Source organism: Microcella sp. (assembly GCF_040286215.1).
Lineage (GTDB): Bacteria > Actinomycetota > Actinomycetes > Actinomycetales > Microbacteriaceae > Microcella.
Genome location: NZ_JAVKCK010000009.1, coordinates 20,872 through 40,912 on the forward strand (window position 1 = coordinate 20,872; position 20,041 = coordinate 40,912).

Genomic DNA, 20,041 nt, shown 5'->3' on the forward strand with positions numbered 1-20,041 from the left:
GGGTCGCGGCATTCTGGCGTCGGCCCGGTAGAGGAGTGCAGTGTCTGAGGAGTGCGTCCACGGTTTCGAGCCCGGCATGTGCGCCACGTGCTATCCGCCTCCCGAGCCGCAGCAGCCGGCTCCCGCACGCCGCTCCCCGCGCACGGCGGCGCGCAGCCTGCGCAGTCCCGCTCCGGGCGCTACCGGCAAGGCTGCCGAGGTGCGGCCGCCGAACCTCCCGCATCGCATGTTCCACGTCACCCACGTGTCGAACCTGCCCGCGATCCTCGACGCGGGCGAGCTGCGCCCCTCGTCGACGGCGGCTCCGGCCCTGAAGCTCGCGAGCGCCATCACCGACGAGCTGCGGTCGACCGCGCCGGTCGACGACGAGCGCACGGTGGCCGACTGCGTTCCGTTCTCGCTGAGCCCGCTCGCAACCTGGTGGGGCGAGGTGCAGGACGGCGCCGCGGGGCCGACCTGGAGCGAGGAGGCGCGAGCCGCATCCACCGTCGACTTCGTCGTGCTGGGTGTCGACGTCGGCGCCGTCGAGGACGACCTGGTGGTCTCCGACGGCGACGCGGCCGCCGTCGTGACGTCGCTGGCCCGAACGCTGGAGGACCGGCGGCGGATGCTCGCCCGCGCCGCCGCGGACGCCACTGTGCTGCAGGCCGTCGAGGCGCTCGTGCCCGGCACCGTGCCGCTCGAGAAGGTGGCGCTCGTCGCTGTGGCGAACGAGCCGCGCCGCGACGAAGTGCGTGCCCTGCTGAGGTCGGCGGGGGTGACGATCAAGGTCGCCGTGTACCCGCCGTGGTTCGTGCCCGTCGTCGCCGAATAGCCGGCGCAGTGCGAGGAATGCTTGCCAACTGAGCGCCGAGAGGTGAGAGTAGTGCTCAGGTTATGGCTCGCACCGCACTCGAGGGGATGACGAACGATGAACTCTGCACGGTCGGATGGACGACTCTCACGGCCCGCACTCGCCTGGGCGGCAGGTCTGCTGGCGCTCGCACTGGCGGGCTGCACGGCGGGGCCCACTGAAGCCCCGAGCGACCCCGCTGAGCCGCCGGCATCGACGGCCGACGATGGCTCTGAGGAGTCGGGGGGCGGCGTCGAGGCCGGCGCGGGTGCCGGCGTCGGCACGATCACCGTCGGCACGACCTCGTACACGGTGATCGAGGCGGCAAACTGCGAGCCGGTGCAGACGAACGAGCTCACCACCGAAGTCTTCAACTCTCTCGCGGTCGGTCAGTCGGCGCAGGGCGAGACCGTGCTGTTCTTCGCCTACACCCAGGAGCAGTCGGGCGCCCGCGCGAACTTCATCGACTACCAGGGGCCGGAGGGCACGTTGTCGACGCAGGAGGGCAACGCTACATTCACGCTCACCGACGGCGAGTTGTCGGGGGCGAGCGTTCTCGTAAACGACGACCTGTCGGAGTCGATCATGGTGCAGTTCTCGTTCACGCTGCCGGACGACCTGCAGGAGTGCTGAGCGGTCAGCCTGCGGCGGTGCCGGTGGCTCTCACCGTGGCGAGGCGCTCGGCGGGGTCGTCGCAGCTGCCCCGTCTAGGGCTAGCGTGGCAGCGTGACCATGTTCCGCACGGCCGGCGTCGACCTCGCCGCTGAGTCGGCGCACACCGGCCTCGCGATCATCGAGTGGCGGGCCGCGTCGGCCCGCGTCTCCGACCTCCAGCTCGGGGTCGGCAACGACTCCATCGTGAACGCCGCCGCGCACGTCGAGCTCGTCGGCATCGACTGCGCCTTCGGCTGGCCCGACGATTTCGTCGACGTCGTGGCGGCACTGCGCGACCGCCGGCCCCTGGATGCGGACGCGACCGGCGACATCGACTGGCGCCGCCGTCTCGCCTACCGCGACACCGATCGCGCGGTGAAGGAGCGCACCGGCCGCTGGCCGCTGAGCGTGGCGACCGACCGGCTGGGGCTGACGGCCCTGCGCTGCGCGGTGATCCTCGAGGCGGTCGCCCGGGCGGGACTGCCGGTCGACCGCGCCGGGTCCCCACCGAGCCGCGTGGTCGAGGTCTACCCGGCGGCAGCACTGCGCTGCTGGGGCCTGCGACAGGAGGGCTACAAGCGCAGCGAGGAGCGCCGGGCCGAGCTGCTCGACGCGGTGCTGGCGGCGCTGCCGTGGCTCGAGCTCGGTGAGCACCGCGCGGCGATGCTGCGGTCTGCCGACGCGTTCGACGCTGTGCTGTCGGCGGTCATCGCGGGCTTCGCGCACGTCGGGCGCATCGAGTCTCCGCCGCCGGAGGCCGCGGAGCGCGTCTCGCGCGAGGGCTGGATCGCCCTTCCGGTGGGAGAGGCTGCACTGATCCCGTCGACGAGCGAGCGCTTCCCCTCGTGAGTTGTGCTCGATAGCGTCGACCCATGGCCCGCATGATCCCGCCGACGATTGGCGACGACGCCCCGCCGGGCGAACACGCAGTCTTCGCCGCGCTGCGCGACGACCCGGCGACGGGGAACTGGGTTGTCTTTCACTCGCTCGAGATCGCGCGGCACGTCAGCCAAGTGCAGGGCGAAGCCGACTTTGTGGTCGTGGCGCCGGGGCAGGGCATCCTCGTTATTGAAGTGAAATCGCATGAGAGCATCGAGGCCGACGGGGAGGGGCGCTGGCGGTACGGCAACCGCGACTGGGTCACCCGCAGCCCCTTCGAGCAGGCGTCGGGTGCGCAGCACTCCATCATCGAGTACCTGCAGTCGCGCGGAGCCGGCCCCGTCGGCTACCCGGTCTTCCACGCCGCGTGGCTCACCCAGCTGAGCAAAAACACCTTCGCCAAGGGCATCGGTTGGCATGAGTGGCAATTGCTGGATGCCGCCGACCTCCACCACGGCAACGCCGCCGCTGCGGTGATCCGCACGCTGAACAAGGCATCAGAGCACCTCGCCGAGTCGATCAGCGGCTACCGGCGGGTCGCCGGCCAGCCCGACGCCGTGCACACCGACCGCATCGTCGAGCTGCTCATTCCGCGGTTCGTCGCCGAGCTCAGCGCCAAAGAACTGGCCCGCCGCCGCGAAGCAGAGCAAGCCCAGTTCACGACCGAGCAGTACAAGATTCTCGACATGGTGGCCGGCAACCCGCGGCTGCTGGTCGAGGGGCCCGCCGGCTCGGGTAAGACGTGGGTGGCGGCCGAGGCCGCGCGCCGGGCATCCGCCAGCGGAAAGCGCACGCTCGTCGTGGTCTTCAACCGGCTCATCGAAGCCCGGCTCGCCGAACTGTGCGGTGAGGGGGTGGAGGTGCGGCGCATCCACTCGCTGATGGCGCAGGTGGTCGACCGGCACCTGCGCAAGAACGAGGCGACCCGCAAGCTGGCCAGCGGGCGCGTGCCCAGGGAGTGGTACGACACGACCCTGCCCGAGCAGGCGCTCGAGGCGGCGCTCGAGCTGGGGCCGCAATACGACTACCTCGTCGTCGACGAAGCGCAAGACGTCGCGCTCGAGCAATACCTCGACGTGCTCGATGCGTTGCTCGTGGGCGGGCTCGCGCAGGCGCCTGTCTTCATCACCGGAGACTTCGACCACCAGGTGATCTACCGCAAGCACGCTGCCGCGGAGGACGCAGACGGCGACCAGGCACCGGATGCCCGCGCCACCGTCCTGCGCCACGCACCGGGCCTCATGGGGCTGCAGTTGCGGTCGAACGTGCGCACGACCCCCGAGGTGGCGCGGTTCGTGGCCGAGCTCATCGGCGAGCCGACCCTTTACAGCGAGCACCGCCGCAGCGACGACGACCAGGTCTCGGTCGAGCGCCACACCTTCACCACCATGGATGAGCAGCTGCGCCTGCTCGCCGACGCCGTGGAGCGCATCCTGTCTGAGCCGTTCACGGTGCGCGAGCTGGTGATTCTGTCGCCCTACGCCCGCGAGCGGTCGGCTGCCGGCCAGGCTCTGGCCAGTCGCGCTCCCGATATCGAGCCCGCGGATGCCCGCTTCACCTCACGCCTCGGCACCAGCATCGACGACGCGACGCGCATTCGGTGGGGGAGCAGCCACGAGTTCAAGGGCCTCGAGGCGCCGGCAGTGATTCTGACCGACGTCGACCTGTCGAAGGGCTACCACCGCGATCTGCTCTATGTGGGGGCGTCACGGGCGACGGATCGGCTTGTGGTGCTGGAGCAGAGCTGACGGTCGTCGCTAGTCGGTTGCATTCGCGGCGCGGTGGCGCGCGAAGGCATCGATCAATCGCTGTGAGGGCGCTGCGTCTGACTCCAGGGCTTGTTCAACCAGCAGTGCATCAGCGGGGCTGAGCCTCATCACTCGATCCTCGAGCAACACCTCGCGTGCGCTCGACATGGCTGACCCCAACACGAAGGCCGTAAGGTCTTGGCCTTGCAGCCGCGCCGCCTCCCTGATCTGCTCGAGTGCGTCGGGATCGACGCGCATGTTGATGCGCGCTTGTGCGTTGGTCATGATGAAAGTGTACACCCAATGTACGTACGTTGGTCGAGGCGGGACAACTCTGCGCATGTCCGTCAAGCGAGAATCTTGCGGATGGCCCGCAGGGTGATGAACAGGCTTCGATCGACATCTATGAACCGCGTGAATCCATAGCGCTCGTAGAACTCGACAGCGGAGTCGCTGATGGCGTGAACGACAACCAGTTCGACGCCGACGCGTGCGGCAACTTCTGTCGCGTTGAGCATTGCGTGCACCAGTAGCTGTTCCCCGATGCGCTGGCCTTGAGCGCTTCGGCACACCGCGAGCCGGGCAAGAAGAATGGCTGGCACCGGAAACCGTCGCACTCCCACGCCGAAGGCCGATGCAGCCTCTTCGAGGTCCAGCCGGTAGTTGAGCGACGAGTAGTAGCCCACGACGCGACCGTCGTCGGGATGCAGGGCGACGAACGTCACCGCATTGTCTTTGCGTTGCTGTTGTGACGCTTGCGTGGTCAGCCACGTGTTGAGCTCGGCGACTCCGCAGTCGAATCGCGATCGATCCTGGCCGGCCAACTTCTCGATGCGAATCACCCGCGCACCTTGGGCATTGTGCTCAGTTGGCGCGCGAGTTACTCACTTACCTGTCGTGCCCGAAGCTACAGTCCCGGGCCGACGTTGCTTCGTTGCGGAACCCACTCGATCAGCGGTTCGTCGCGAGGCACGTAAAGCGGGTGTCGAGGGTGCCCATCTTTTGTGACGCCCAACGCGCGGAGTGGCGGCAGAATTGCCAAGGCCTGAGTCACCCGCTCCGGAGCAGCGTTGGTGCCCCACCCCGCAACGACCATGCCCGTGGCCTCGGCGAGTACGCGATCGTTGTCCGGCCCCACAGGGTCAGGCGCCGCCAGCATCGCGCGCGGGTCAGTTGCGCGAAACGCGTAGAGGTTGAGAATCGTCATGCCCCCGAACCCCTCGCGCTTCGAGAAACCCACACATCGCCGCAGGGTCGGGTCAAGCTGCACGGCGTCGGCGGTGCTCGGGTTCAGCAACACGAAGGTGATCATGGGCACAGTCGAGTTCCACACGCGAGTGAGCGTGTACCGGTATTCGCCGCGAATATCGGCGGTGGCTGTCTCAAACTCGAGCATTGACTCGCTCGCCTGCGCTCTCGGCTGAAAAACGACGGGGCATGGATGCTCCTTCTATAGTGTGCCCGAGGCTACCGGGTTGGCTCGACACAGTGACGAGGCGACGAATGCCCGCCTCACCTCACGCCTCGGCACCAGCATCGACGACGCGACGCGCATTCGGTGGGGGAGCATTCACGAGTTCAAGGGCCTTGAGGCGCCCGCGGTGATTCTGACCGATGTCGATCTGTCGAAGGGGTACCACCGCGATCTGCTCTATGTGGGGGCGTCGCGCGCGACCGATCGGCTTGTGGTGCTCGAGAGTGTCAGCTGACGCCGTCGAGCAGCCGTCGCGGTCGGGCAATGTCGACCGCCGATGTCATCCACAAGTGCCGAGTGAGAACGCAGTTTTTGTAGCGACCGCACGGGCTACATGGCCAGCGCCTGTTCCCTCGGAGCGTCGATACGACAAGACGCGTAGCCGGGCCTTTGGCAACTGGTCAGGCCCCGACCTCTCCGGAGTCGATGCGGTGAAGTCTCTCGATGAACTCGATCAGAGAGTCTGGGGTGGTGAAGACTTCGTACCCCAGGGACTCAAGAATTGCCCGACTTCCGTCTTCTCCATCGGTGTCGAGGATCGTGGGCGCTCCTCTTCCCGGTTGGAGCCCATCAGGCCAGAAGGCCTCTGCGATGGTGATGATTTTGCCGCTATCGGGGTGTGCCACTTCGACATCAAGCTCCGGCGTCGCAACACCAAGTTCAGCAAGCCGCGGAAGCGCTGCCGAGACAGGGTCGTCTCCAGCTTCGGAAGCCTCAGTGTCCAAAGCGACGCCGATCCTCGAGAGAGGCTCGGTCGGCGTGTCAGTCGATGCGAGCAATGACGTAAGGATCTGGTTCGCGGCCTGTGCCAATAGCTCGCGCCTGGCGGCGAGGAAATCCCTGTATCGCTCGAGCTTCCACAAGCCGGGGTCTTCGGGAATCCACTGAGACGCCATGACGCCCGGGTGTTTCGCCTCGTACTCTGCGAAGTAGTCCTCGGGAAGTTGTTTGCCGATCGAAAGATTCGACGATTGAGTCAGATATGCAAAGTTGGCGACTGCATTGACTTCGCCACGCGGCATTGGTGGTTCCATGGCGTAAAGCTGAGCCTTGGGGAAGAGGTGATGAACCTGCAGTGCCGCTAGACCCTGTTGGAGGTTCGTTCGAAGTGGAACGTTGGTCACAAAGTCGCGGGCTTCTGTCATCCGAGTCATCATGTACAGCAGAGGATAAAAGCGCGCGCCCATGCCCGAACCGGAGAAGTCGCGCGGTGTGATCGTTAGAGAACCGCCACGAGTCGCGGCCAAAGTATCGATCAGTTTGTCAAGGCCACCAGACTGGATTGCCTCCATGTCCTGTGCCATGACCGATTCAGTTGAGCCGGAGTATCGACCCCAGATGCCAGCCTGCACAAGCCAATAAAGGGCTTTGTTCTGGGTGGCGGTGTCGGGGAAATTGCCACCATGGTCCTCAAGGTACTTGGCGAGCACGGGGAAGCCGTACGGGGCAAGCAACACTCGGCCATGGTCGAGCCCCAAACGGCCTGCTTCCAAGTCAAGAAGGTGCCCGATGTGTGAGGTGGATGAACTGAGTGACTGACGGAATCGCTCTGGGGAGACATCGTCAAGCTCCCGGAAGAGGATACGACCCGTGGCCACTGCAGTGACGGATCGAAGAAGCCAGTCAAGCTTGAAAGACGAATAGCCGGCCTGCGACCACTTCGCAAGCGCCTCTCTCATCCGGTCTCGAGAGTCAGGTGCTTCGGCTGTAACTTTCGCCAGAGCGAGATCACCCTTGCTGAGCTTCGTCCCACCCGAGTTCACGCGGTTGAAGATGTCGACCACCACGTCGGTTGTCTTGTCTCGGCCCGTGATTTTCTCAAGGTGAAAGTCCCGGTCGAGGATGTTCTGTAGCCTGCTCAGCCTCGTGAGACGGTCGGGCAACAGATCGGGCTCGTTGCTGAACCTCTGAATGGAAGGTGGGAGCCCATCTCTAAAGAATTCCGTGACGTCAACCCAACCTCGGTCGTCTCGCATTTTGACGGGAGCATAGAACTCGAACACCTCCGCATCCACATGGAAGTGCAAACGCGAGAACATTTTCGGGTCACCTTCGAAGAAGGGCGGTGGGCTCCCTTTGATGACCCCGTACAGAGTTGTCATGCGCTGTTGACCATCCAGCAGCAGGCTCTTGATTCCTTCGCCGCTGCCCGACCCACGGGTTGCTGTACTCGAGGCTTCGGTTTCCCACGTAAGCAGACTGCCGACGGGGTAGTCGCGGTAGAGCGAGCGGAGTAGCCCACGAACCTGATCTCGATTCCACACGTATCCGCGCTGGAACTCAGGCATCAGAATCGTGCGGTCTTCAATCTGGTGGAGCAGAGCGCTCAGTCTGGTCAAGGTTCACCTCGGTCTAGAAGCCTGGGGCGCGAACCACTAGATCCCGCCATGGCCAGCTTGCCATGCGGTTTGAATAACAGTCAGCACTGACTGATCGTGTCAAGGCCCACCGACTTTCGTCACGGCCGTCCAAAGGTTGTGAAGCGTGCAATCTTCGGTATCTCCAACTGGCTCAGCTCAACAGGTTGGGAGGAATGGTCGAGGAGCTTCCAGCCGATACCGAGTTGATCTCGCCCGAGTTCTGTAGCGATCGCAAGAAGTCCGTCCCCTTCGTTCCACATCTGCAACATGAGGCGAGTGTCTGCAGCTTTGTAGTTCTTCCCCCAGTTCTCTACCGTCTGGTCGTGGATGTCCCCGTCAGGTTCGAGCAGCAGTCGCACGAGCCTCGCCGCCACCTGACGCTGGTCAACCTTGAGTTCGATGGCGGTGCCCGCGATGTTGCGGGTCTTCAGATAGCTCCGAAGTAGTTTCTTGTCGTCGGCCTCCGACCATGCCCACTCAACGAACTCCTCGTCGTGAACGCCTGTATTCGCCTGAGTTGTCCTCGTGACTATGGCTCGTTCATCGGGTCGAGGTGGAGGATTCACTTTTGGCGGCGCCTGCTCATCGACTGACTTCACCTCGGAACGGGAGGGCGCTTTCGATGACGTTTTGTGATCTTGAAGCTGCATCTTCGCGTCGTGGAGCTGGGCCCGAATCTCCGCGAGTTCCTGCTCGAGAGCATCGACGTGCGTGAGAAAGCGATTCCGCTCATCCAAGGACGATGAGAGAGACGCCTTAAGGCCTTGAACGGTCGAAGCCATGGCTTCTGTGGTGGTGGCATGAGAGGTCTTGGCCGACCACCTGCGGAACTCGATCGAAAGATCTCGACAGATCCGTCGGCGCATGCCAAGCAGGGCCAATAAGTTGATCAACCCGATGACACCGACGATGATGCCGAGCCAGAAAAGGATGACGAACGCTTCTGCGAACATCTGCACGGTGATCACGAACCGGGCCTCCAGGGATGACGGGGCGGCGATCTGCACTTTTCGCCTCACGTGATCGGCAGGCTATCGCTATTCGATCGGTACTCACGAATAGGCTGGAGCAATGACCGCTCTAACGATCGAGCTTCGCGGTATCAGCCTCCGGATCGACGCGAGCGAGCACGCTATCGAAGGGGCACCGATGTCGGCACGCGACGACGGTGCTATGGCTGGCACCGCGAGGGCCGCGCGCATTGAGACAGCCGATGGCCTACGCATCGACGTGGGCGTGTGCACCTGGCCGATCGCTGACGGTGAGCAAGAGCACGACATTCGCTTGCTTAACTTCTGGGCGGGAGCAGACGACTACCGCCGCCTCGAGCGCGCCGGCAAGATGTCGCTCGCGATGGTCGGCGACCGCCGGGTCGGCATTCTGCGCGCGATGGCATACGGAGAGCGTGAGTGGCCCACCCTGCAGGCAGTGGAGTGGGAGGCCCTCGACCGCCTGGCGGCCACTGACGTCGCTGCCCTGCTTCAGGAGTACGGCGCCATCACCGGCCCGGTCATTGAGCTGAACCCTGCGGCGAAGCGATACAGGGATGCGCCGGGCTTTTCCATCAGTGACGATCCCACGGCGGCTTTCATCGCGTTCGCGATCACCCGCGTCATGCCGATCGCGAGCGGTTTCGGCAAGCCCGGCCTGGAACCCCTGCACGCATGACGCAGGTCAGGGTCGAGATGCCGGAGCAGGACAGCTACGGCGAAATCATGAAGGGGTACCTGTCGCTCATGCGCGGGCTCGGCATCGACTTGCACGCGCGATGCGACGTGCGGCTCACCGAGCTTGACGGCTCCGATTGGTGGGCGGACCTGGAGGGGCAGCGCCGCGCGGACGGGGTCTGGAAGGGTCGCATCAACCCGCAGGATCCGAGCGTGCTGCTGCCGGAGTACTTCAAGAACGGCGAATCCCCGCTGAGACGTGCGCTCTCGGGAAAGCCCGACTCGGTCGCGATGGCGAAGAAGGTGCACTTCGCCCGCAATACCTGGCTCCACTTCAGCGAGAACGCCGGCGCGGCACAGCTCGAAGAGGTCGCGGGATTCGTCAAGCAGTTCGCGAGCATGAACGGCCTGCCGATCGACGCGCTGGCGACCCGCATGGTGCGCAGGCTGCAGCGCATCCGCACCGGTCAATACCAGCCCTTCAGTGACGTCATCCGCAAGTGGCAGATCGATAACGAGCCGATTGTGGTCCCGGATGCTGAGCCCGAGTCCGGCGACGGTGCTGAGCCAGCGGAGCTCACGCCCGAGCTCCTCACCGCAACCGTCCCCGCGGTCGAAGCCCTCGATCCCGACGTCATCGAGGTCGAGGCCCCGCCCATCGAGCGCCGACCGGCGATCGGCGCGCGTTGGACGGGCGAGATCCCCACCGCACGTTTCGTCCCCAGCGCGATCGGCGACCTCGTCGACCCGAGCACCGGCCAGGGTCTACGTGCGCGAGTCGGTTCTGACGAGTGGGCCCGAAAGCGGCGCCTCTGGCTGGCTCCCCGTCCGTTGGGCGGCGTGTGGCACGACGAGCGCGACGACGCGATCGGCGGCTACGTCGACAACGTGCCGCGACTGCTCGGCTACCTCGGCGACGAGCCCGATGACGGGTTGGCGCGCGGCTTCCTCACCCCGCGCTACTACGAAGTGTCCGCCGGGCGGATCGTTGACCTTGACTCCGGGCTCGCTCTCGATGACGTCGTCGATGCCGAAGTTCGCGAGGCGGCACAGAAATCTCAGAAGAACGTAGTCGACTCAACGCCCGAGCATTCTGGCCTGCGCCTCAGCACCTATGGTGACCTCGTCGCGATCACCGACGACGGTGCAATCCGCGTTGCTGTCGTCGAGCCCGCGCACTGGTTTCCGGGGCATCTCTGAGGGCTTGGGGGCGCTGGGATCGCGCTGACCATCACACTTCCCGATTTCTGAGTTTTGCTTGTGGGGCAGTCTGTGACGTGGTTTACTAAAAGTGCTCACTTCCGGAAGGCGGTGAGGGGCACCACCAAATAGCTCCTGAAAAGGGGTTGCTACATCAACGCTGCAAGTCCGCAAGGGCTTCTGGAAACGCCAAGACGTCAAGATTCTCTCGTCGTCGAAGACTCAGAAGCCGACCTAGGTCGGCTTTTTCGTTTTCTGGGCCAGGAGTTCTTCTTTCATCAGAGGAGAACAAATTGACCATCACCAACGCTTCGGCGCCGACGACCATCACGGTCAAGTTCGAGCAAATTGCTTCACAGACCGCTGACGGCATCACCCGGATCTCGGGATTCGTTCGTGCTCGCCACTTCGTGGCGATCATTGACGCGCTCGATCTCGAGGCTAATCCCCGTGCTGCGCGCGTCGGTCGCGTCACGAACGCGATCATCGAATCCATCCAGACCACACCGAAAGAGTTCCCCTTCAAGACGAAGGGGGTTCTGCTCGGCGCGACGAACTACGAGCTTCTTGATCGAGGTCGAGTTCGAGCCGGATTCATTGAGCGTGACAACGAGGGAATCCTCGATGGCGGCCACAATACGATGGCGATCGGGCTCCACATTCTGCGTGTCGCGGGTGTCCCCGAAGCGAAGGTTCGAAAGGCCAAGGACTGGGCGTCTTTTCGGGCACTGTGGAACACCGAGTCCGAGACGGTCAAGCAGTTCCGCGGTGAGCTGGCCAACTTCGGTAAGGATGAGCCATCGAGCGACGACGAACTTGCCTTTCTCGTGCCGGTCGAGCTCATCGTCCCGAGCGATCCCGATGACGTCGTGATCGTCAGCGACTTCCAGTCGTCGATCCTCGAGATCTGCGCCGCCCGCAACAACAACGCCGAACTCGTCGTGGCCGGCAAATCCAACCAGGCGGGCTTCTATGAGCACCTGAAGATGTTGCTGCCCCCAGAGATCAGCGAGCGCATCGAGTGGAAAACGGGCGAGGGCGGTGCGGTTAAGGTGTCCGACCTGATCGCACTCACCTGGATCCCGCTGAGTCTTCTTGAGCCGATGCCGACCGACGAAGGCATCAAGCCAGTCGTGGCGCCCATCCCTCAAAACCTGTACCGCAACAAGGGAGAATGCCTCACGAAGTTCGACGATCTCATGCGCCTCGACGCGGTCACCACCGAGAGTGGCGGCAAGTTCGAGCTTCACAACCAGCGTGTTTATAGCGCGCTGAAGATCGCCGCGACGCTGCCGGAAGTCTTCGATCTCATCGAAGAGATCTTCCCCGACGCCTACAACAAGGCTGACGGTCGGTACGGTCGCATCGGGGCCGTGAAGAAGATGAATCAGAGCACGCGCTTGAAGACCTCGAACTTCGAGGGCCGAGCGATCCCCGTGGCGAGCCCGGACGGCTTCCTCTACCCGGTCGTCTACGGAGTCCGGGAACTCATGACGCAGACCTCTGACGGCATAGTCACTTGGAAGATCGAGCCGCTCCAGTTCGTTCGTGATCACATCCTCGACATCGCCGAGGCTTACAAGGCAGTGGTGTCGGCCCTGGACTGGGACCCCGTACGTGTAGGCAAGGCTCCGCTGGCCTATCAGGTTGTGACGACCGCGTATCAGGCGGCCCTCGCGAAGTCGACACGATGAGCCGTCACTCGGCTGTTCCGCGTGAATCATCCGATGTCGGTGGTCCCCGAGATCCTGAAGAACTGCGTTCTGGCCGGAGAGGAGCATGACCATGGGTGATGCGCTGCAGCTGAAGGGCACGACGAACGTGCCGTGGAACGACGTGAAGGTCGACGGAGCAACCGCTCAGTCGGTGCACTACGGGCGCGACGAGTCGGGCGTCGGCGAGGTGCAGGTCGCCGTCGTGACGATCACCGGCAAGCCGACGAAGGCTCTCATGAACGAGCTCTGGAAGATCCGCGGGGTCAAGAGCGCCATGCCCGTGGTCGTCGCCGCGGTGGCCCCCGAGGGCGTCTACATCTATAGCGGCGGCACGGATGCCCTGCCGCTCGGCCCGCTGCCCCACGCGCAGGCGGCGCTCCGGTTGCAGGCCGTGCTCGACGAGCCCGACGGCCTCGCCGCCGCGAATCGGCTGCGCGCGGTAGAGGACTCGTACCAGACCATCGGCCTGGGCGGCTTCGCAAACCACTATCTGTTTGCGAGCTACCACTTGAAGCGCGATGTGCCTCGGCGCGCCGATTGGGAAGCCGCAGGGGAGCGCGCCGAGCCGATGCTCTCGCGCCGCGGCGCCGAGCTCATCTCGTCACTCGGCTTCACGAGCGAGCCGGCCCCAGGCGGTGCCCTGGTGCTGCGCGGCACCACCGGCCAGCGCCGGGCGATCGCAGTGCTGCTCGATGAGTCGGAGAACTTCGACCAGAAGAGCGCCCGCCACCAGCTGTCGCCCGTCGCCCACGGCCTTGAGCTCGCCCGCCGGGAGGAAGTCGCGTGGGTCGTGCTGCTGCGCCAGAGCACCTTGCGGCTCTACCCTGGCCGCGACGGCGTCGGCGTCGGCCAGCGCGGCCAGTCCGAGACCTACTTCGAGCTCGACCTCGCGATGGTCGACCCCGACTTCGCAGCTCTTCTGCCGTTAATCTTCTCGGCTGAGGCGCTCGAGCCGGGCGGTTCCGCTGACGAGATCCTCGCGGGCTCGGGGCGATACGCTGCCGACCTGGGCTCGCGCCTTCGTGACCGCGTCTACCTCGGCGTCGTGCCACGGCTCTCGATCGCGGTCGCCGAGCGCCTGCCGCAGTTGGGTGTGACGGTCGATGCCGAGGGTTTGCAAGTCGCCTACAAGCTGAGCATGCGCATCCTGTTCCGGCTGCTCTTCCAGGCCTACGGCGAGGCCACCGAGCTGCTGCCGGCCGGTCGCAACGAGCACTACAACGCGAACAGCCTTCGAGCCTTCGTCGAGCGCGAGTTGACGACCGACCCGGCCGACTTCGCCGCCGAGGCCTCGTCGATCTGGCGCGATCTCGTTCAAGTGTGGGATGCGATTGCTCACGGCAATCCGCGCTGGGAGGTGCCGGCCTACGGCGGCAGCCTCTTCGACCCGACGACCGACGAGGGCCGACTGCTGGAGCGCTTGCAGCTGCCCGACAGCGTGCTCGGCCCCGCCCTGCAGGCGATGCTCACCGAGCAGACGGAAGACGGCGTGCCCGGCGCGGTCGACTTCCGCTCGCTGCAGGTGCGCGAGTTCGGAACCATCTACGAGGGCCTGCTCGAGTCGTCCCTCTCGCTCGCCGAAACCGACCTGACCACCGACAAGAACGGCGTCTACATCCCGGCTTTGGAGCGCGCCGAGCCCGAGGTGCGCGCGGGCGAGCCCTACTTCCACTCAGCCTCCGGTGAGCGCAAGGCGACCGGCTCGTATTACACGCCGAAGATCGTTGTCGATCACCTCATCGAGCGCTCAGTCGAGCCGGCTCTCGACGCTCACCTCGCTCGGGTGAAGGCGCTCATGGACGAGGGCCGCGAGCGCGAGGCCGGCGACCTGTTCTTCGACTTCCGGGTCGCCGATCTCGCTATGGGCTCCGCGCACTTCCTGGTCGCGGCGGTCGACAAGATCGAGCGCGGCATGCGCGACTTCCTCACCGCCACCCCGGTGCTGTCGGTGCGAGCCGAGCTGCAGCGTCTCGCCGAGAAGGCCCGCGATGCGCTCGGCGCCGACGCGCAGGCAGCCGAGGCGATCACCGAGGCGCAGCTGCTGCGTCGCCAGGTGGCGCGCCGCTGCATCTACGGTCTCGACATCAACCCTCTCGCGGTCGAGCTGTCGCGCCTCGCACTCTGGATTCACACATTCGTACCCGGCCTGCCGATGTCGAGTCTTGACCACGGTCTAGTGCTTGCCAACTCGCTCACGGGCATCGGCACGGTCGACGAGGCGATGGATGCTCTCAACGCGAAGGCACTGTTCGAAGACCTCATCCGCGAGCCGCTGGCCGCGGCGCACGAGCTCCTCAAGGATTACGCCCGCGCCTCGGAGGCCGACAAGTCGGAGGTCGCCCGTGGGGCGGAGGTGCTCGCGATGGCGACAGAGGCGGCGGCCCCGGCGAGTGCGATCTTCGACGTCGCTCTGGCCAAGCGGCTCGGCCTGCCCGTCGGCGAGGCCTGGGATGCCGAGCAGTTCATCGAGCTCGCAGCTGACCCGCGCATCCGCGAAGCAGTCGACGCGTTGAGCCCGGCGCACATGCCTTACCTCTTCCCCGAGGTGTTCCTCCGTGTGAACGCCGGATTCGATGTACTCGTCGGCAACCCGCCTTGGGAAAAGTTGCATGTAGAAGAGCACCAGTGGTGGGGACTTCGTATCCCGAAGCTTCGAAGCATGCCCCAGAAGGAACGGACGGCGTCACTCACTGCATTCCGCGAGAGCCGACCGGACCTCGAGCGGCAGTATGAGGCGGAAATCGAAGCTGTTTCTGCAATTAATCTCGCCGTGTCAAGCGGTCCCTATCCGGGAATCGGCTCTGCCCACCTCGATTTGTACCAAGCATTCGCATGGCGTTTCTGGAGGCTTCTTCGTTCTGGTGGCCGCACCGCAGTAGTCCTTCCGCGTGGCGCGTTGTCCGGCTCGGGATTGCAGCTCTGGCGCCGTGACGTCATCAGTGGCGGCTCGTTCGCAGACGTGTGCTTCCTCATGAACACCGGCGGATGGGTGTTCGAGAATGTTGATGGCAGATACACGGTTGGCCTTGTAGTGATCGAGCGGGGAGCTGAGCATGTCGTGCGGTTCTGTGGTCCCTTCGCAAATGCGAAGTCTTTCCGTGCTTCTGCAGGAGACCTTTCAGAAGTAAGCGGCACGGACTTCCTGGGTTGGTCTTCGACCGCAGCATTTCCCCTAATCCCAGACCCAGTCTCCGCGGAAGTGTTCCTTCATATGAAGCGCTCTCCTCGTTTCGACACCGCCGACGAGTCTTGGGAGTTTCGTCCCGTACAGGGTGACCTGAATGCAACGGGCGACAAGGCCAGTTTCGAGGTCGACGTCGATGAGCCGAGAGGTCGGACACCTGTTCTCGCCGGCGCTTCTTTCAACATCTGGGAGCCCGGTTTTGGGACTCCATATGCGTACGCGATCCCAGAAGTTCTCCGACCGAAGTTGGCTGCCAAGCTGGCAAGGGCGGTGGTGAACCCGCGGTCGGCCTACTTCGCTTTGAAGTTTGTCCAAGGCTCTTTGCCGCTCGATCGAGCGCGAATCGCGTTCCGTGACGTAACCAACCAGACCAACTCGCGCACAACTTTGGCCTGTCTGATTCCGCCAGGAAGCGCGGTGGTTCACAACGCTCCGTTCCTCGTGAATCGCCGAGGTGACGAGAAGGCTGAAGCGTTCCTGCTCGGGGTCATGAGTTCTATCCCGTTCGACTGGGGAGCACGGCGTTGGGTCGAGCTCCACCTCACCTTCGAGGTGCTCGCCGCGCTTCCAGTTCCGCGATACATGCCTGGCACAGCAATCGCCGACCGGATCGTGCAAATCGCCGGACGGCTCGCCGCCGTCGACGAGCGGTACACCGACTGGGCGACGGAGGTCGGCGTCACGACGGGGTCGGTGACCGATCCGGTTGAGAAGCAAGCCCTGATCGCTGAGCTCGACGCGCTCGTCGCACTCTCGTACGACCTCACTCGCGAGCAGATCGAGCATGTATTCGCCACGTTCCACCGCGGGTGGAACTACGACGACCGCCTGGCCGCTGTTCTCGAGCACTACGACAAGTGGAAGGACGCCGCGTGACCGAGCAGCTACCCGTCTTCGCGACCAATCGACTCGCACCGCCGATGACGGTGGGGCAGGAAATCGCGCGGCTGTTCCGGGTGAACCGGGAGGCACTCGGCGCCGCTGCAAGCGCCGCCATTGCGACCGCTTATGTGAACCCGGCGGGCTTTCTGCTGATTGCCGATGAGCTCGAGCAGCTGCCGCGCATTCGCATCCTCCTCGGTGCCGAGCCGCTTCCCGACCCGGTGTTGACCGAGCGCGCCGACGAAGCGGTGCGCGCTCGCCTGCGCGACGCGCTGCACGACCACGATGCCTGGCTGCGGGCGGAGCGCGATGCTCTCGGTTTCGCGCCGGAGGCGACGCTGTCGGCGAAGCGCCTCGTCAGCTGGCTGCGGGCCGCCGACGAGCGGGGCGAACCCGTCGTCGAGATCCGCCGCTACACGGGCGGGTTCCTGCACGGCAAGGCGTACATCAGCCACCACCCGACGCACCCCGCCTACCTCGCCGGGTCGAGCAACCTCACTCTCGCTGGTCTTACCCGCAACGCCGAGCTCAACGTTGGCGCATCTGGCCAGCACGGTTCGACCGGGCAGGTCGTCGACTGGTTCGAGGAGTGCTGGACCGACAGCGAGTTCTACGACCTCGCCGCGCTTTACGAGCCGCTATGGGGCGAGCACGGCCCGTGGACGGTCTACCTGCGCATGCTGCTCGAGCGCTACGGCTCACACCTCGACGAGGAGAAGTCGGAGTCATTGCGGTTCGAGCTCACCCGATTCCAGGTCGACGGGGTGCGGCGCATGCGCCGTCTGCTCGACGAGATCGGCGGCGTGCTCGTCGCCGACGAGGTCGGTCTTGGCAAGACCTTTCTCGCCCTCGAAGTCATCGCTGCCGCGAGCGAAGAGCTTCGGCAGCGGGTGCTCATCGCCGCCCCCGCAGCGCTGAAGGCCGGCGTGTGGGATCCGATCCTCAAGCGCTTCGGCCTGAGCCGCCGCGTGAGCGTGCACTCGTACGAGGAGATCCGCAATCGGATGGACGAGGACCACCCAGAGCACCTCGACTTCGTCGATCTGGCTGAGGATGCCGCGCTCGTCATCATCGACGAAGCCCACAACCTGCGCAACGCATCGGCGGCGCGCTCCGCTGCGCTCGACCGCGTCATCCTCTCGGGCAAGCACCCGAAGAAGGTCGTGCTGCTGACGGCAACCCCGGTCAACAACTCGCTCATCGACCTCGAGACGCTCGTGAAGTACTTCGTGCGCGATGACGCGCGGTTCGCTTCGCGAGGCATCCCGTCGGTTCGCGAGTACATCCGCCAGGCGCAGCGGATGGACCCGGAGGCTCTGACCCCGGCGCACTTGTTCGACCTCATGGACGAGGTCGCCGTTCGCCGCACGCGCAGCTTCGTCAAGCAGAACTACAGCGGCGAAACCGTGCCCGGCCCGAACGGCACGAAGATCGTCGTGGAATTTCCCGACCCCGACGTCTACCGGGTCGATTACACGCTTGACGAGGCTGGCGAGGCGCTAGTCGACGCCGTGACCTACGCCCTCGACATCCCGGAGAGCGAGAAACACGTCGCCTCCTTCGAGGTGCGGCGCAACGACCCGCGACGCCTGTTGCTCTCGCGCTACGCGCCCAGCGCCTATCTAAAGAGCGAGAAGCTCGACGGCAGCCAGGTATCGAACATGGGCCTGCTGCGGTCGGCCCTGCTCAAGCGGCTCGAGTCATCGCCGCAAGCGCTCGCCAGCACTTTGCAGGTGCTCATTACCGCCCACGAGGGATTCCTCGCCGCGCTCGACAAGGGCATGGTGCTCATCGGTGGGGCTCTGCGCGACTACATCAGCTCGGAGTCGGAAGACCTCGACGAGATCGTCGCCGGACTCGACGACGACAACGCCCATCAGGCGACCCCGGCGGCGGATTATCGCGCGGAAGTTCTGGCGTCGGATGTCGCGCTTGACCTCGAGCTTCTGCTCAGCATCCGTCAGCTCGCCGTCGATGCCGCCGCCGGTGACGAGCCGAAGGCGCAGCGTCTCGTCGACGAGCTCGTCGCCATCGCCGCGGACTCGCGCACGACGAGCGCGAAGGGCATCAGCTCGAGCGACCGGCGCAAGCTCATTGTGTTCTCGACCTACGCCGACACGATCCGCGACCTGCACGAGCGCATCGAGAAGGCGCTTGACGAGGCCTCCGAGGGCAGCCCGCTCGCCGACTACCGCGGTCGCCTTGCCCCGCCCATCATCGGCGAGTACGCCTCGGGCAAGACCGGGGGCATCAATCAGGTCAGCCGTGCGAAGGCCATTGCCGGCTTTGCGCCGCGCACGGCTGGGCAGCTCGACAAGGAGGGCTTGCCGATCCACCCCGACGACTACGACATCTTGCTCACTACCGACGTTCTCGCGGAGGGCGTCAACCTGCAGCAGGCCGGGCGCATCGTTAACTACGACCTGCCGTGGAACCCCATGCGCATCGTGCAGCGGCACGGCCGCGTCGACCGTATTGGCAGCGAGCACGACAAGATCCACCTCGGCGTCTTCTTCCCGACCGAGCACCTCGACGAGTTCCTCAACCTCGAGAACACGCTCGTTCGCAAGCTGAAGCAGGCCGATGCCGCCGTCGGCACCGGCAAGGTGCTGCCGGGCGTGAATCCCCACCCGCCAAAAGACCACTACGACGCCGACGACATCGTCGACGAGATCGAGCAGCTCGTTGAGACCAGTGGCGGTTCTGCCGCCGGTTCGGGGGAGGAGTACCGTCGCCGCCTCGCGAACGCGCTGGATGCTGAGCCGGGGTTGCGTGAGCATCTCGAAGCCCTGCCGCACGGCATCGGTAGCGGCTTCCGCTCTGCCACCATCGAGGGCAACCACTACGTCTTCTGCATGCGCATGGGGTCGGCCGACAGCGAGCACGTATGGTTCCGCAACGTTCCGGTCGACGAGCACTGGGCGCCGATCGCAGACGAAGGCGGCGTGATGACGATTGAGGATGACACCCTCAAGTCACTTGTCACCGCCGACCCCGGCAGCGTCACGACGCCCCGCGAGCTCAGCGACGCCGCCTTCAGGGGCGCGTACGTTGCCTGGGATCTCGCCCGGGAGGATGCACACACTGAATGGATGCGCGGCACCGACCCCGCCAACCTCACGCCCGACCTTCCGAAGGTGTTCCGCGACGCCGCCAAGATCGTGCTCGAGCACGGCGGTGAGTTGGGGCCCCTGCAGCAGGGGCGGCTGATGAAGCAGCTCAAGGCAGTACCGAGCGTGAAGGCGCGCAACGCCATGCGTCAGGCGATCAAGGGCCAGCCGGTTGGTGCCGACCTCGTTCCCGTCATCCAGTCGGTGCTCGACCAGTTTGGCATCCAGCCGGCCGAGAAGGTCGTGCCGCTCGCGCCGATAGACCGAGAAGACGTTCGGCTCGTGGCCTGGATGGCCGTGCAGGGAACGGTCCCAGAGTCGAACCGCAGGGAATGA

The 20,041-nt window shown here is 65.1% G+C and carries 15 protein-coding genes; 10 read left to right on the forward strand and 5 right to left on the reverse strand.

Annotated elements, in window-relative coordinates:
- The first annotated feature begins 40 nt into the window (after positions 1-40).
- The 4 genes from RJQ01_RS04410 (at position 41) to RJQ01_RS04425 (ending at position 4,113) form a co-directional block, all read left to right on the forward strand.
- Complete coding sequence (locus RJQ01_RS04410; RefSeq protein ID WP_350475513.1) at positions 41-814, forward strand: DarT ssDNA thymidine ADP-ribosyltransferase family protein; 774 nt, start codon at positions 41-43, stop codon at positions 812-814.
- Positions 815-910: 96 nt separating this feature from the next.
- Complete coding sequence (locus RJQ01_RS04415) at positions 911-1,465, forward strand: hypothetical protein (RefSeq protein WP_350475514.1); 555 nt, start codon at positions 911-913, stop codon at positions 1,463-1,465.
- A 99-nt stretch (positions 1,466-1,564) separates the two neighbouring features.
- Positions 1,565-2,335: a DUF429 domain-containing protein gene (locus tag RJQ01_RS04420; RefSeq protein WP_350475564.1), complete on the forward strand. Its 771-nt coding sequence runs from the start codon at positions 1,565-1,567 to the stop codon at positions 2,333-2,335.
- Positions 2,336-2,358: 23 nt separating this feature from the next.
- Entirely contained in the window at positions 2,359-4,113 is a 1,755-nt protein-coding gene (locus RJQ01_RS04425) for a nuclease-related domain-containing DEAD/DEAH box helicase (RefSeq protein WP_350475515.1), read from the forward strand.
- A gap of 9 nt (positions 4,114-4,122) precedes the next feature.
- On the opposite strand, the gene RJQ01_RS04430 is transcribed toward RJQ01_RS04425, so the two are convergent.
- The 3 genes from RJQ01_RS04430 to RJQ01_RS04440 all read right to left on the reverse strand — a co-directional run bounded on the left by RJQ01_RS04430 (position 4,123) and on the right by RJQ01_RS04440 (position 5,509).
- On the reverse strand, positions 4,123-4,398 hold the full coding sequence (locus RJQ01_RS04430) for a type II toxin-antitoxin system TacA family antitoxin (RefSeq protein ID WP_350475516.1): 276 nt from the start codon (positions 4,396-4,398) through the stop codon (positions 4,123-4,125).
- 62 nt (positions 4,399-4,460) lie between these two features.
- Positions 4,461-4,955: a GNAT family N-acetyltransferase gene (locus RJQ01_RS04435; protein WP_350475517.1), complete on the reverse strand. Its 495-nt coding sequence runs from the start codon at positions 4,953-4,955 to the stop codon at positions 4,461-4,463.
- 65 nt (positions 4,956-5,020) lie between these two features.
- The gene (locus tag RJQ01_RS04440; RefSeq protein ID WP_350475518.1) at positions 5,021-5,509 is read right to left on the reverse strand and encodes a DUF1643 domain-containing protein; all 489 of its coding nucleotides are present in this window, start codon (positions 5,507-5,509) and stop codon (positions 5,021-5,023) included.
- A 79-nt stretch (positions 5,510-5,588) separates the two neighbouring features.
- Between RJQ01_RS04440 and RJQ01_RS04445 the strand changes: the two genes are divergently transcribed.
- Complete coding sequence (locus RJQ01_RS04445) at positions 5,589-5,822, forward strand: ATP-binding domain-containing protein (protein WP_350475519.1); 234 nt, start codon at positions 5,589-5,591, stop codon at positions 5,820-5,822.
- A gap of 166 nt (positions 5,823-5,988) precedes the next feature.
- Here the strand turns inward: RJQ01_RS04445 and RJQ01_RS04450 are convergent, their stop codons facing one another.
- Both RJQ01_RS04450 and RJQ01_RS04455 read right to left on the reverse strand, forming a co-directional pair.
- On the reverse strand, positions 5,989-7,926 hold the full coding sequence (locus RJQ01_RS04450) for a GmrSD restriction endonuclease domain-containing protein (protein WP_350475520.1): 1,938 nt from the start codon (positions 7,924-7,926) through the stop codon (positions 5,989-5,991).
- Positions 7,927-8,045: 119 nt separating this feature from the next.
- Positions 8,046-8,954, reverse strand: coding sequence for a hypothetical protein (locus RJQ01_RS04455; RefSeq protein ID WP_350475521.1), 909 nt, complete (start codon positions 8,952-8,954; stop codon positions 8,046-8,048).
- Positions 8,955-9,018: 64 nt separating this feature from the next.
- Here RJQ01_RS04455 and RJQ01_RS04460 point away from each other — a divergent pair, with 64 nt between their 5' ends.
- The 5 genes from RJQ01_RS04460 (at position 9,019) to RJQ01_RS04480 (ending at position 20,041) form a co-directional block, all read left to right on the forward strand.
- Positions 9,019-9,615: a hypothetical protein gene (locus RJQ01_RS04460; protein ID WP_350475522.1), complete on the forward strand. Its 597-nt coding sequence runs from the start codon at positions 9,019-9,021 to the stop codon at positions 9,613-9,615.
- Entirely contained in the window at positions 9,612-10,814 is a 1,203-nt protein-coding gene (locus RJQ01_RS04465; protein WP_350475523.1) for a hypothetical protein, read from the forward strand. The genes RJQ01_RS04460 and RJQ01_RS04465 overlap by 4 nt, the downstream gene beginning before the upstream one ends.
- Before the next feature lie 293 nt (positions 10,815-11,107).
- Positions 11,108-12,508 (forward strand): hypothetical protein, encoded by a 1,401-nt coding sequence (locus RJQ01_RS04470; RefSeq protein ID WP_350475524.1) that lies wholly within the window; start codon positions 11,108-11,110, stop codon positions 12,506-12,508.
- A 91-nt stretch (positions 12,509-12,599) separates the two neighbouring features.
- A complete protein-coding gene (locus RJQ01_RS04475; RefSeq protein ID WP_350475525.1) occupies positions 12,600-16,589 on the forward strand; it encodes an Eco57I restriction-modification methylase domain-containing protein in 3,990 nt (1,329 codons plus the stop codon).
- A complete protein-coding gene (locus RJQ01_RS04480; protein ID WP_350475526.1) occupies positions 16,586-20,041 on the forward strand; it encodes a helicase-related protein in 3,456 nt (1,151 codons plus the stop codon). Before RJQ01_RS04475 ends, RJQ01_RS04480 begins: the two co-directional genes overlap by 4 nt.